Origin of the sequence: Staphylococcus simulans (assembly GCF_002994445.1) — a bacterium.
GTDB classification, from domain to species: domain Bacteria; phylum Bacillota; class Bacilli; order Staphylococcales; family Staphylococcaceae; genus Staphylococcus; species Staphylococcus simulans_B.
In genome coordinates this window covers 294,013-307,282 of record NZ_MRZJ01000001.1, presented here as the reverse complement: position 1 = coordinate 307,282, position 13,270 = coordinate 294,013, and the positions used below count along the sequence as shown (strand labels likewise).

Here is a 13,270-nt window from a genome sequence, read left to right as displayed (position 1 = left end):
TAAAAACAGAGTATGATCTTATATTCGTTCATGAATATAAGATCATACTCTGTTTATTTTATATTTCATCATATAATTTTAATGAACCAAAATGAGATTTGATTTGCAAATAGCGTTCTAGTTCATTCACAATTTGAATTTCATTGGCTCTATTAATTAATGCCTCTTTTGATTGCGGCAATGCTTGATCATATAAGTCTAAGTGCAACTCATACAGTGAGTATAAGCGCATCGCAGTATAATCATTACTGTTTACATTTTTAGCTATTTCCGCGAATAGGTTGCCTAAACGGCGTACCATCTTATCCTCAAATTTGATATTTTTAAGAAGTTGTTCGATACGTTCGATAATTTCGAGTTGTTCCTCACGCATATCGAAATAATGATAATATGAGTTTTCATTTCTGACATAATGATTTTTAACATCCCTGAACGCATACGATTTTGCCTTTTGTATTTCTTTTTCTATTTCTTTTAACGGCACATTTAAGTTAAAGTCAGTGTCGTAGCAAACCTTGCTGAATGAATAAAAAATTTCAGTAAATTGCTTTTCAATTGTATATTTGTATTTCTTTAATTGCTTATCAAGACTCGGCATAATCAAGTTCATAATAAATGCAATACCCAAGCCAACAATAAGTAATAGTATTTCATTAATGAATAGATGCAAGTCGATGACCTTGGCATTGAAGACATGCAGCAAGATAACGCAGCTGGTAATAATACCTTCTTGAACTTTCAGCATTACAGTCAGCGGTATGAAAAACAATACTATCAAACCTAAAACAATTGCACTTTGTCCTAACAAACTAAAGGCAAAAGAACCAATGATTAGTATAAGAATACAGGAAACAAAACGGGAAACAATTGCTTGAAGGGAATGGACTTTCGTATGTTTTATACATAAAACAACTAAAATGGCACTTGAAGAAAAATTATCTAAACCAATTAATTTGGCAATAATAATTCCAAGTGCCATTCCCACAGCAGTTTTTATCGTTCTAAATCCTATTTTATATGGATTAAAACGCATCATCTGCCTACCCTCTTATCGCTTGTCGCAATATTTTTCGAATAGGTTTTGAAGTTGCGTAATTACATCCATGATGTCATGTCCTTCGATTTGATGACGTTCTACCATCTCAGTAATTTTACCATCTTTGATAAGTGCGAATGATGGACTTGAAGGTGCATATCCTTCAAAGTATTCTCTCGCGCGTTGTGTTGCTTCTTTATCTTGACCAGCAAATACAGAAACTAGACGATCAGGCAATTTATCGAAATGCAATGCATGTTCTGCAGCCGGACGTGCAATACCGCCTGCACAACCGCATACTGAGTTAATCATTACAAGTGAAGTGCCGTCTTTTTTAAGTACTGCATCAACATCTTCTGGCGTTGTAAGCTGTTCATAACCAGCATTTTCTATTTCTTTACGTGCTTGTTCAACTACATCGTTCATATATAAATCAAAATTTAAATCCATAATGAAATCACCCTTCAGTTTATGATAATGTTCTATTTTATTCTACTAATTAATTTAATAGAGTTCAACATGCCTGTTCGTTTATCTGAAACGTCATTAATAGATAGAAGTATGTTCAATTGAAAATTGTTCTACTCTATTTTTAATTGTATTCATAAAACGGCCGGCTTGGAGACCATCTAAAATACGATGATCAATAGAAATACATAAGTTGACCATATTGCGGATTGCAATCATATCATCAATAACCACTGGTTTTTTAACGATTGATTCTACTTGCAGAATAGCTGCTTGCGGGTGGTTGATTATACCCATTGAAGACACAGAGCCAAACGTACCTGTATTATTTACAGTAAATGTTCCGCCTTGCATATCAGCTTGTGTCAATTTATTGTTACGTGCTTTCGTAGCTAATTCATTGATTTCACGTGCAATACCTTTAATAGATTTTTCATCAGCATTATGAATCACAGGTGTGAATAATTTATCTTCTACTGCAACCGCAATAGAAATATTAATAGCTTTATGCACTTTGATTTCAGAACCTTGCCAGCTGCTGTTAAGCATAGGGAATTCTTTTAAAGCTTCTGCTACAGCTTTCACAAAGAATGCAAAGAATGTTAAGTTGTAGCCTTCTTTTGCTTTAAATTGCGCTTTATGATGATTTCTTGTTTTCACCAAGTTTGTAGCATCAGCTTCGACCATCATCCATGCATGCGGAATTTCAGTCACACTTTCAACCATATGTTTTGCAATGGCTTTTCTTACACCGTTGACTGGAATAGATTCTCCAGCAAAGTCATCAGAAGCAGTGCTTGATGGTGTGCTTTCAGGTGTTGCTGCACTTTCTAATGCTGCCTTGCTGTCTTGAACATTAGATTGCTCTAACATCAAGTCAGGATTACTAATAACATGTTCAATATCTTTTTTAGTTACACGACCTTCAAAGCCAGTGCCTTTCACTTGGGTTAAATCGATTTGATGCTCTGATGCCAATTTGAAGACTACAGGAGAATATCTGCCGTTATTTAATGGCTGATTTTCATTTTTTGGAGCAGCCGATTGTTGTGGTTGTTCTGGTTTTACAGGTGCTTCTTCTTTTGCAGGTGTTTCTGATGATGTGTCATTATTTGATTCATCAGAAGCACTTGCTTCACCTTCAGCTTCAATTTCGCAAATAGGTGTCCCAACGCTGATAGTTTCACCAGCTTCAACTAAGATTTTAGTAATTGTACCAGCTTCTGTAGATGGCACTTCTGCCGTTACTTTATCTGTAATAACTTCACAAATAGGTTCGTATTCTTCTATTTTGTCGCCGACTTCGACTAACCATTGTTCAATGGTACCTTCATGTACACTCTCTCCGAGTTTCGGCATTTTGATTTCCATGTCATAGGCCTCCTATAATTAAAAACGTGCTAATTCAAGCATTTTTTCTTTGATTTTATCCGGATTCATCATGAATTCATCTTCTAATGGCGGTGAAAACGGCATTGCTGGAACATCTGGACCAGCGAGACGCATAATCGGTGCATCTAAATCAAATAAGCAGTTTTCTGCGATAATCGCTGAAACTTCTGACATAATGCTGCCTTCCAAATTATCTTCAGTTACTAATAAAATCTTGCCAGTGCGTTTTGCACGTTCAATAATAGTTGATTTATCTAATGGATAAACTGTACGTAAATCTACTACTTCAACATCAATGCCCTCTTCAGCTAAAACATCTGCTGCTTGCAAACTGTAATTTACACATAAGCCGTATGTAAAGACCGTAATATCACTGCCTTCACGTTTAACATCTGCTTTGCCGATCGGCACTGTATAATATTCTTCTGGTACTTCTTCTTTTAATAAACGGTATGCCTTTTTGTGTTCGAAATACAAGACAGGATCATTTGATTCTACAGACGCTAAAAGCAAACCTTTCGCATCATAAGGTGTGGACGGAATAACAATCGTCAAACCTGGTGTAGATGCAAAAACACTTTCGATACTTTGCGAATGGTATAAGGCACCATGAATACCGCCGCCAAAAGGAGCACGAATTGTAACTGGCGCTTGCCAATCATTATTAGAACGGTAGCGCATTTTGGCTGCTTCACTCATTATTTGGTTAGTAGCTGGTAATATATATTCTGCAAATTGAATTTCAGCAATTGGACGTTTGCCTAACATAGAGGCACCAATCGCTGTACCGACAATGTTAGATTCAGCTAAAGGTGTATCAATCACACGTTCAATTCCGAATTTTTCTTGCAAGCCTAAAGTAACGCCGAAAACGCCACCTTTTTTACCTACGTCTTCACCTAAAACAAATACATTCGGATTTTTTTCCATAGCTTGATATATAGCTTGTTGGATTGCTGATAAATAAGTAATTTTTGCCATTATTCAAGCCCTCCTTCTTCGTAAACATGCGTATATGTTTCACTTGGGTCTGGATATGGTGAAGCTTCAGCTTCTTTAGTCGCTTTGTTTACGATAGCTTTATTTTCTTTCTCTACTTCAGCAAACCATTCGTCATTTGCAATGCCTAAATCAAGCAAGTGAGCTTTGAATTTGATATTGCAATCCAATGATTTCAAACCTTCTCTGATTTCTGGACTTCTGTATTGGTCATCGTCATCAGAAGAATGTGCTGTCATACGTGTACACATAGCTTCGAGCAACGTTGAGCCTCCACCGTTAAGAGCTCTTTCGCGTGCTTCGTGCATGGCTTTATACATGGCAATCGGATCGTTTCCGTCAACACGTTCGCCATGAATACCATAGCCTAATGCACGATCAGATAATTTCTCAGCCGCATACTGCAAGTGAGTAGGTACTGAAATTGCATATTCATTATTTTCAATGACACAAATAAATGGTAATTTTTGAACACCAGCAAAGTTAAGGCCTTCATGAAAATCACCTTGGTTAGAAGTCCCTTCACCTAATGTTGCCATTGCAATGTTAGGTTTCTTATCCATTTTAAGCGCTAATGCAGCACCGACACCTTGCAACACTTGTGTGCCTACAGGTGAACTTTGCGATAGAATGTCGACTTCTCTTTTACTGTAGTGAGACGGCATTTGTTTACCGCCTGAATTAATGTCGCCTTGTTTGCCGAAAGCAGACATCATTGTTTCAGTTGGTGTAATACCTAAATAAGTAATTAACGCTAAATCTCTATAATAAGGGGCTGAAACATCCCCTTTTTCCATAGCAAATGCCATGCCGATTTGTGCTGCTTCTTGTCCTTGACAGCTGATAACGAAAGGGATTTTTCCTGCGCGGTTTAATAGCCACATTCTTTCGTCTATTTTGCGACCCAAATCCATCCATTTATACATCTCTTTTAAATCTCTTTCGGTAAGACCGGCAGATTTATAATCAATCATCTTTCTTCCTCCTTTTATTAAGCGTGGACAGAGCGTTGTGCTGCTTTAAGTCCAGCTTCCATCAATACTTCAGATAATGAAGGATGTGCATGTGTTGTGAGTCCTAATTCTAAAGTAGAACCATTCATAAATTGGAGCAGCGCTGCTTCATTAATTAATTCTGTAACATGCGGTCCAATCATACTTAGGCCTAAAACAGTGTCTGTTTCTTGATCTACGACAAGTTCGCAGAATCCATCTTGTTGTTCAGCATCTTCAATCACAGCTTTGCCGATAGCTTTAAACGGCACTTTAAAACTGCGTGCTTTTTTATAATCAGCTGCTTTTGCCTGATCGATATTCATCCCGATTGATGCAATCTCTGGATAAGTATAAATACATTTTGGAATCGCATTATAATCAACAGGGATAACTGTATCATCAAACATCGCTTCAACAGCAGTAGTACCTTCTTTAGAACCTGCGTGTGCGAGTTGCAATTTGCCAATACAATCTCCAGCAGCATAGATATGCTGTTCTTGTGTTTGCTGCTGTTCATTCACTTCAATGAAGCCTTTATCGTCCAACTTGATTTTCGTATTATTCAATCCGATATCATCAGTGTTCGGTTTACGCCCGACAGCAAGCAATATTTTATCAACAGTTAAAGACTCATTTTCCAATTCTAAGTGTGCTGAGTCTTCTTTGATAGTGATATTCTCTTCTGACAGCTGAACGTTTTCATATATACTTACACCTATATTTTCAAGATGCTTTTTCAGTGTCTTAGTTACAGTTTTGTTTTCATTCGGTAAAATACGCTCGCCTGCTTCAATAACTGTTACTTTCGTACCGAAGTCATTTAGTAACGAAGCAAACTCCATACCGATGACACCGCCGCCGATAATTGCAACCGATTCAGGCAGTTCTGTCATTTTCAAGATATCATTGCTCGATAACACAACATTATGGTCGAATGTTAAAAATGGCAATTCTGCAGGTCTTGATCCTGTTGCGATTAATACATAATCATTTGGGATTAATTCTGAATTGCCATCTGCATATTCTACTGAAATAGTACCAGGTTGCGGCGAGAATATAGATGAGCCTAATATTCTTCCTGTTCCGTTATAAATATCTATATGGTTATGCTGCATCAGGTGTTTGACGCCTGTATGCATTTGTGCAACAATTTCATCTTTTCGTTCATATACTTTTTCGTAATTCAATTGGAATTGAGCTGTATCAACACCATACAATGCCGCATTTTTAACAGTATGTAATACTTCAGCTGACTTAAGTAATGCTTTTGTCGGAATACATCCTTTATGCAGACATGTGCCTCCAAGTAATTGATTTTCAACAATTGCGACTTTCTTTCCAAGCTGTGAAGCACGAATTCCTGCTACATAACCCGCAGTTCCACCGCCAAGAATGACTAAATCATATTGTTCTTCTGCCATAATTGAACTCCTAACTATATTGTTTTACTGATTCTTGTAGATTTACTGTTTCATATACCCTATTTGCAAGCGACTCCATTTCTAATTCGCCTGGATAAACTGTGACAGGTGCAATCCAATTGGTATATTCAGCAATTTTATTGGTAATCAAACTGCTGTAAGCAATACCGCCTGTTAAAATGATTTGATCTGTTCGACCTTTGAAAATAACAGCTCTTTCACCGATTGCTTTGGCAATTTGGTAAATCATTGTATCTAATATTAAACGCACTTCTGAATCCTGCTCATAACGTTTAACGAGGGTTTGGATATTATTTGTTTCATATAAACTCATAATTCCTGCTTGTTTACTGATAAAGTGATTTAATTCCTCAGGGGAATAATGATGGGTATGGCCAAACTGATAGAGCAGATCATTCGGTATACTGCCTGCCCTTTCCGGGCTCAAAGGTCCTTCACCGTACAAACCTTCATTGACATCTGCCACTTTCCCTTGTAAATGTGCACCAATTGTAATGCCGCCTCCCATATGTGCAACAATAACATTGACTTCATCATACTTTTTATTTTGAGATTGCGCAAATTTGCGCGCAACAGCTTTTTGATTCAACGCATGAAATACACTTCTGCGATGAATACCTTTAATACCCGTCATTCTAGCAATATCGACGAGTTCATCAACGACAACCGGATCAACAATATAAACAGGCACATTTAAAGTATGACCTAAATTATAACCGATAATACCGCTTAAATTAGAGGCATGGACACCGTATTTAAAATGTCTTAAATCATCATACATTGCTTTGTTTACAGCATAAGTTCCACCGGCAATCGGTTTCAGCAAACCGCCACGGCAAGCAATGGCATCAATACTGTTTAAACCTGGGGTTGAAGCTTCGATAAATGCTTTAATAGCTTCAATTCTATAAGGCTCTTGCTCTAACAACGGCTTTTGTGTAATTGTGATGTCATGCTGTATAGTTTCAATAGCAGCACATTGTTTATTTTTAAAGAAAGCAATTTTAGATGATGTGCTCCCTAAGTTGATAACAAGAATATTGGTCATAAGTTCCACCTGCTTTGATTTGAATCTTCGATGTTGAATACTTGTTGTTTTCTAAAAAACTACCCTTTATATTTTACCTTATTCAAGTAATATTTTTAAAGTAATCTTAATAGGAAAGTACTAACTTGTTACTAACTTTGAGTTAATTTTCATGAAAAAAAGTTCTCCTCCCAATTTGAAGAAGAACTAAAACGCTTTATTTATTTAAGTGTGTGCAATGCTAAAATAGCTGAATTCACTTTATTTTGTACTGAATCTGCTCTTGAAGTCAGTACAATCGGAAATTTAGAACCTAAAATTAAATTTGCTGTCTGTGCATTCGCAAAATAAGTAAACGCTTTATATAAAGCATTCCCTACATCAATGTGCGGTACAATCAGTGCATCAATATCTCCAGCAATATCAGAATCAATATTTTTCTCAATAGCACTTTCTTTATCAATGGCATTATCAAATGCGAACGGGCCATCTACTTTTAGATAATCATCTTCTTTAAAATGTGCTGCAATTTCAGCAGCATCAATAGAAGATGGAATTTTAGAAGTTGGATGTTCTACAGATGATAACAAACCGACATTAAGTGAAGAGTAGCCGATTTTTTTAGCAAAAATCTCTATGTTCTCAATCATTTGAATACGCTCATCGATACTTGGGTGAACATTTAAAGCAACATCGCTCAGTATCAGCATTTTGTGATAAGAAGGAATATCAAAACACGCCACATGATTTAAGAAATGCTGCTTGTCCATGAATGATTTATGCTTCAACACAAAAGATAATATCTCAGATGAAGTGATGTCGCCTTTCATCAAGACATGTGTTACTTGCTGATTTAAATCATCTGCACACTTTTGAAATACATCTTCTCGCTCTTGAAACGTTCTTAAATGAATACGGTTTAAAAACGCACCATCAATATTAAAAGAGCGAATTAATTCTGTCGGATCCTTCACACCATATAGTGTGACATGACAATTAGTTTGTTCTAAAATCTCAATAATTGAAGCAATCGTCTTTTCATCATTTGCGAACAAGACACCGATATTACCTTCTAATGCATTAGCGTTTGAAATTAATGCTTCAAATTGCATAGCTAGATTCCTCCCATTTTATGTTCACTGCGCACCATGATTTTGTTCTATCATTTCTTTCGCATTCTCTCTGGTTAATTGTGTAACATTGGCACCTGAAATCATTCTTGCTACTTCATCAATGCGATGTTCACCCGTCAATTCTTTAACACTGGTTGTTGTTCTGTCTTCTTGTGATGCTTTGCTGATTAATAAGTGATGGTCACTCATAGACGCAACTTGCGGCAAGTGAGAAATACATATTACCTGAATATACTTAGAAATGTCTCTCATTTTTTCAGCCATTTTTTGCGCTGCTATACCTGAAACGCCTGAGTCTACCTCATCAAATAAAATAGCTGTTTGTCCTCTAGATTTCACAAAGATACTTTTTAATGCCAGCATGATACGAGATAATTCGCCGCCTGAAGCGATTTTAGCTAAACTTTTAAGCGGTTCGCCTTTATTCGGGCTAATAAGAATTTCTATTTTTTCAATACCCTCTGCACTAGGTTCTTCTAACGGTTTGAATGAAATTTCTAAATTTGCATCTTTCATTTGGAGATTTTGAATTTCATCAACAATGTGGTCTCTTAATTCTCTTGCGACCAAGCGTCTTTCTTTAGAAAGTGATTTACCTTCTTCAAGCAGTTGCGCATGTAATTGAGAAATTTCATCTTTTAGATTTGCAGTACTTTGTTCATAATTCTCGATTTTATTAATTTCATCATTCAGCTTTTCTTGATACTGCATCAATTGGCTGATATCTTTACCATATTTGCGCTTTAAATTGTTAAGCAGATTCATACGTGATTCGAGTTCATTTAAATATTGTTCATCAAATTCCGTATTGGAGAGTTCATCATACAATTCGTGTTTGGCATCTTCCAAAGTATAATAAAATTGATCGACTTGTTCTTTTAATGCCGTGAACTTCTTAGGAATAATTTCATCAATACTTTGAAGCTGTTGGCTTAATTCATATAAGCGGTCTGGAATGGCTTGTTCATCTGTTAAAGTTACATGCGCTGCATTAAGTGCTAAGCTTAAATTTTCTGAATTCTGAATGCGTTTTATATCTGCTTCTAACTGTTCGATTTCTCCTTCTTGAAGGTTGGCTTCAGCTAACTCTTCAGCTTGGAATTTCATTAAGTCTAATCTTTGGAGCAATGCTTGGTCAGCAGATTCTAACTCATCTAATTCATGTGTTTTAGCTTTATAGTTTTGATACGTTGTCTGGTATTGATTAAGCACCGACTCGTATTTGCCATCTGCATATGAATCCACTAATTGCAGATGATATTTTTGTTTTAACAAAGATTGTGTTTCATGTTGTCCGTGAATATCTAGCAATTCTTGCATAATCAGACGCAAGTCATGCAAAGTAACAGTTTGGTTATTCACTTTGCATAGACTCTTGCCTGAACTGAAAATTTCTCTCTTAACGATCAGGAAATCTTCATCCGCATCAATTTCTAATGTCTTAAGCGTATCAATAACCGCTGGATTGTTATCAATATCGAAAATTCCCTCAATCGTTGCTTTCTTTTCGCCATGACGAACAAAGTCTGAAGATGCACGCATACCTATTAATTGTCCGATTGCATCGATGATGATAGATTTACCTGCACCAGTCTCCCCGCTTAAAACGGTTAGCCCATCGCCAAAATTAATTTCTAATTCATCAATGATAGCAAACTGTTTAATTGTTAATGTTTGTAACATGGCTCATCGCTTCCTTATAACAGATTAAAAATACGTGTCTTAATTTCATTTGCTGATGCTTCATCATGACAAATGAGTAAGCATGTATCGTCACCGCAAATTGTACCGAGTACTTCGTCCCAGTCGATTTGATCTAAAATAGCACCGATAGATTGTGCGTTGCCGGGCAAAGTTTTAAGTACTAATAAGTTGCCTGTTCCTTCGATATTGACGAAAGAATCCATCAAATAACGTCCTAATTTTTCAAGCGGATGATATTTTCTGTCGTTTGGCAAACTGTAAATATATTGTCCTGTCGGAGCAGGTACTTTGATTAATTGCAACTCTTTGATATCTCTTGATACTGTTGCTTGTGTTACATTTAAATCGAATTGGTTCAAACGTTTTACTAATTCATCTTGAGTTTCAACCTGTTCAGTGGATATGATTTCTCTGATTTTTATATGTCTTACTGATTTTTTAGCCACTACTTTCACACCTCAAATTACGAATATTTATACAATCATAGTATCACATGTTTAAAGAAAATGCTTTGATTTTCTTTAAATTACTATGCAATTAAAATGAATAGCGTGTATATTTATAAAATATTGTAAATAGAAATAAGCTAAGCTTAAATGGGATAATTTAAGGCTCAGCTTATTTTGTTTAGTGATCTCTTTTATAAAATAACTGTGTTAATTTTTCTAATTCAGTTGTATCATATTGCTTTGCAGCAAGCTGTTTTAAACATTTTTCAGCTTCATCTACATGATACTGCAAGCGTTGTTCAGTGTTTTCAAGACCTAATAATGTAACATAAGTACTTTTATGATTTTTTTCATCACTGCCTACTGGTTTGCCGAGTTTTTCAGCATCTCCGTAAACATCTAATAAATCATCTTTAATTTGGAAAATCAAACCAAGATGACCGCTATAAGTATCTAAAATTTGAGAGACATCAGCGTCTATTTTAGCAATCGTCGCTGCAGCATTAATCGCAAAAGATAATAAAGCACCTGTTTTTTCACGATGAATATGCTGTAAAGTCTCTAAATCAATCTTTTTATTTTCGCTTTCCATATCTAATGTTTGTCCGCCGACCATACCTAAGTGGCCGCTAGCATCAGATAGTTGTGCGACTAATGCTATTCGTGTTTCAGCATCAATAGATGTGTCTTTACTAATCAAATTGAATGCTTTAGTAAGCAAAGCATCACCTGCTAATAATGCTTTCCAATCACCATATACTTTATGATTTGTTAATTTTCCACGGCGATAGTCATCATTATCCATTGAAGGCAGATCATCATGTATGAGTGAGTAAGTATGAACCATTTCTAATGCTAATGCTGTTTGGATACCTTTGTCATAAGAATGGTCAGCACTCAACATTTTCAAAGTTTCTAATAAAAGGACAGGACGAATACGTTTGCCGCCTGCTTCCAAAGAATAACGCATACTTTCTTCCAAGTTTGTTCCGAGCGGAGAATCAGGTATCATTTTTAATAATTGATTATTAATCATTTCTATCATATTATTCATCATCACTTTCGGCTGAAACTTCAGTTTCTTCTCCCTCATCATTTTTCATGAGTTCATTCACTTTTTTCTCAGCATTTTTTAACGTTTCGTCACAAGCTGCTGAAAGTTTCATGCCTCTTTGATAAAAATTTAAAGCATCTTCTAAAGAGACAGCTTCATTATCCAACTTTTTAACAATGCCTTCTAACTCTTCCATCATATTTTCGAAACTCTGATTATTACTCATCTTTATTACACCTAACTTTCTTAACTATCGCATCAACTTCGCCGTCTTTCATCGTTAAGCTGATATTATCATTAGTTTTTAATGCTTGTGTACTTGTAATCACTTGATCATCTTTATTAACGATCGTATATCCGCGCAACATAGTATTTGTAGGGCTTAGGTTGTTTAAGCTTTCTAATCGCTGCGCTAAATTAGTTTTAGCATTTTGAAGTATATTTTGAATCGCTTTATTCATCGTATCGTCTAATTGTGTTTTATGTGTTTTTGATTGTAGCGCCAATTGCTGCAAGTCTCTGATGTTAATTCGGTTATTCAGCAAATCTAAGCGCTGACGCAGATTTGTCAGCTGATTGTTCATACTTATATTAAGTTGACGTTCTAAATCGTCACGTCTTTGTATCTGTTGATCATACAATAAAGAAGGTTGTTTAAACTTATAGTATGAAGCGACATGTTCTAAGTGCTTTTTCTTATTGTTGATTAACTGCACAATATGGCGTGACAGGTTCAACTCCATCTGTTTGATATATTGGCTTAACTCCACTTGGTCTGGTGTTGCTATAACTGCAGCTTGTGTCGGTGTTGCAGCTCTGACATCCGCCACAAAATCACTTAGTGTAAAGTCTGTTTCGTGACCTACAGCTGATATGACAGGTGTTTTAGTATTGAAGATGGCTCTAACAACTTCTTCTTCGTTAAAATTCCATAAATCTTCAATTGAACCGCCGCCGCGGCCTAAAATAATGACATCAGCCCCTAATGTATCCGCATATTCTAATTTTTCAACGATATCTTTTTTAGCCTGTTCCCCTTGTACTAATGTACTGATTTGAATTTGTTCAACAAGCGGGAAACGACTGTTAATTGTAGAATGGATATCTCTGATTGCTGCACCAGTACTGGCAGTTAAAACAGCTATTTTCTTAGGAAACTTAGGAATAGGTTTTTTATGTTCCATATTGAACAAGCCTTGTTTTGTCAGGGCCTTTTTCAATGCTTCTAAACGCTGATACAGATTACCTACACCATCTAAATGCATTTTATTTACATAGATTTGATAATTGCCGCGACGTTCATAAACAGAAACACGCGCCTCAATCAAGACTTCATCTCCCTCTTTAGGAGAAAAGTCTAATTTGCTGGCTTGTGCTTTGAACATCATTGCATTTACGACACTGTTATTATCTTTAAGATTAAAATATAAGTGTCCGCTGCTGTGCTTTTTAAAGTTCGATAACTCGCCTTTTAACAGCACAGATTGCAAATGCGGATCTTGATCAAATTTATATTTAATATATTTGGTTAAGGCTGTAACACTTAAATAATCGGACATTCTTATCACTCT

At 36.0% G+C, this 13,270-nt stretch carries 13 protein-coding genes; all 13 read right to left on the bottom strand.

What is annotated here, in order from left to right:
- Positions 1-58 precede the first annotated feature (58 nt).
- Positions 59-1,036: an aromatic acid exporter family protein gene (locus C7N65_RS01650; RefSeq protein WP_105992725.1), complete on the bottom strand. Its 978-nt coding sequence runs from the start codon at positions 1,034-1,036 to the stop codon at positions 59-61.
- A 12-nt stretch (positions 1,037-1,048) separates the two neighbouring features.
- Entirely contained in the window at positions 1,049-1,486 is a 438-nt protein-coding gene (gene brxB / locus C7N65_RS01645; protein WP_105992724.1) for a bacilliredoxin BrxB, read from the bottom strand.
- A gap of 96 nt (positions 1,487-1,582) precedes the next feature.
- Positions 1,583-2,875: a dihydrolipoamide acetyltransferase family protein gene (locus C7N65_RS01640; protein WP_105992723.1), complete on the bottom strand. Its 1,293-nt coding sequence runs from the start codon at positions 2,873-2,875 to the stop codon at positions 1,583-1,585.
- 18 nt (positions 2,876-2,893) lie between these two features.
- The gene (locus tag C7N65_RS01635) at positions 2,894-3,877 is read right to left on the bottom strand and encodes an alpha-ketoacid dehydrogenase subunit beta (RefSeq protein WP_105992722.1); all 984 of its coding nucleotides are present in this window, start codon (positions 3,875-3,877) and stop codon (positions 2,894-2,896) included.
- Positions 3,877-4,869 carry a thiamine pyrophosphate-dependent dehydrogenase E1 component subunit alpha gene (locus tag C7N65_RS01630; RefSeq protein ID WP_105992721.1) on the bottom strand — a complete coding sequence of 331 codons (993 nt, stop codon included), beginning with the start codon at positions 4,867-4,869 and terminating at the stop codon, positions 3,877-3,879. Before C7N65_RS01630 ends, C7N65_RS01635 begins: the two co-directional genes overlap by 1 nt.
- Positions 4,870-4,886: 17 nt before the next feature.
- Positions 4,887-6,311 carry a dihydrolipoyl dehydrogenase gene (gene lpdA, locus C7N65_RS01625; RefSeq protein ID WP_105992720.1) on the bottom strand — a complete coding sequence of 475 codons (1,425 nt, stop codon included), beginning with the start codon at positions 6,309-6,311 and terminating at the stop codon, positions 4,887-4,889.
- 10 nt (positions 6,312-6,321) lie between these two features.
- Positions 6,322-7,380 carry a butyrate kinase gene (gene buk / locus C7N65_RS01620; protein ID WP_105992719.1) on the bottom strand — a complete coding sequence of 353 codons (1,059 nt, stop codon included), beginning with the start codon at positions 7,378-7,380 and terminating at the stop codon, positions 6,322-6,324.
- 200 nt (positions 7,381-7,580) lie between these two features.
- A complete protein-coding gene (locus tag C7N65_RS01615) occupies positions 7,581-8,471 on the bottom strand; it encodes a phosphate acyltransferase (protein ID WP_105992718.1) in 891 nt (296 codons plus the stop codon).
- A gap of 24 nt (positions 8,472-8,495) precedes the next feature.
- Entirely contained in the window at positions 8,496-10,175 is a 1,680-nt protein-coding gene (gene recN, locus C7N65_RS01610; protein WP_105992717.1) for a DNA repair protein RecN, read from the bottom strand.
- Between the two features lie 14 nt (positions 10,176-10,189).
- Complete coding sequence (gene ahrC / locus C7N65_RS01605) at positions 10,190-10,642, bottom strand: transcriptional regulator AhrC/ArgR (RefSeq protein WP_105992716.1); 453 nt, start codon at positions 10,640-10,642, stop codon at positions 10,190-10,192.
- 181 nt (positions 10,643-10,823) lie between these two features.
- Positions 10,824-11,699: a polyprenyl synthetase family protein gene (locus C7N65_RS01600; protein ID WP_105993052.1), complete on the bottom strand. Its 876-nt coding sequence runs from the start codon at positions 11,697-11,699 to the stop codon at positions 10,824-10,826.
- Complete coding sequence (locus C7N65_RS01595) at positions 11,692-11,925, bottom strand: exodeoxyribonuclease VII small subunit (RefSeq protein WP_105992715.1); 234 nt, start codon at positions 11,923-11,925, stop codon at positions 11,692-11,694. Before C7N65_RS01595 ends, C7N65_RS01600 begins: the two co-directional genes overlap by 8 nt.
- Positions 11,918-13,258, bottom strand: coding sequence for an exodeoxyribonuclease VII large subunit (gene xseA, locus C7N65_RS01590; RefSeq protein WP_105992714.1), 1,341 nt, complete (start codon positions 13,256-13,258; stop codon positions 11,918-11,920). The genes C7N65_RS01595 and xseA overlap by 8 nt, the downstream gene beginning before the upstream one ends.
- Positions 13,259-13,270 lie beyond the last annotated feature (12 nt).

Bases quoted from the DNA above. Each gene is read 5' to 3' on its own strand.
- C7N65_RS01650 (WP_105992725.1), bottom strand. From the start codon at position 1,036: ATGATGCGTTTTAATCCATATAAAATAGGATTTAGAACGATAAAAACT.
- brxB (WP_105992724.1), bottom strand. From the start codon at position 1,486: ATGGATTTAAATTTTGATTTATATATGAACGATGTAGTTGAACAAGCA.
- C7N65_RS01640 (WP_105992723.1), bottom strand. From the start codon at position 2,875: ATGGAAATCAAAATGCCGAAACTCGGAGAGAGTGTACATGAAGGTACC.
- C7N65_RS01635 (WP_105992722.1), bottom strand. From the start codon at position 3,877: ATGGCAAAAATTACTTATTTATCAGCAATCCAACAAGCTATATATCAA.
- C7N65_RS01630 (WP_105992721.1), bottom strand. From the start codon at position 4,869: ATGATTGATTATAAATCTGCCGGTCTTACCGAAAGAGATTTAAAAGAG.
- lpdA (WP_105992720.1), bottom strand. From the start codon at position 6,311: ATGGCAGAAGAACAATATGATTTAGTCATTCTTGGCGGTGGAACTGCG.
- buk (WP_105992719.1), bottom strand. From the start codon at position 7,380: ATGACCAATATTCTTGTTATCAACTTAGGGAGCACATCATCTAAAATT.
- C7N65_RS01615 (WP_105992718.1), bottom strand. From the start codon at position 8,471: ATGCAATTTGAAGCATTAATTTCAAACGCTAATGCATTAGAAGGTAAT.
- recN (WP_105992717.1), bottom strand. From the start codon at position 10,175: ATGTTACAAACATTAACAATTAAACAGTTTGCTATCATTGATGAATTA.
- C7N65_RS01600 (WP_105993052.1), bottom strand. From the start codon at position 11,699: ATGAATAATATGATAGAAATGATTAATAATCAATTATTAAAAATGATA.
- C7N65_RS01595 (WP_105992715.1), bottom strand. From the start codon at position 11,925: ATGAGTAATAATCAGAGTTTCGAAAATATGATGGAAGAGTTAGAAGGC.
- xseA (WP_105992714.1), bottom strand. From the start codon at position 13,258: ATGTCCGATTATTTAAGTGTTACAGCCTTAACCAAATATATTAAATAT.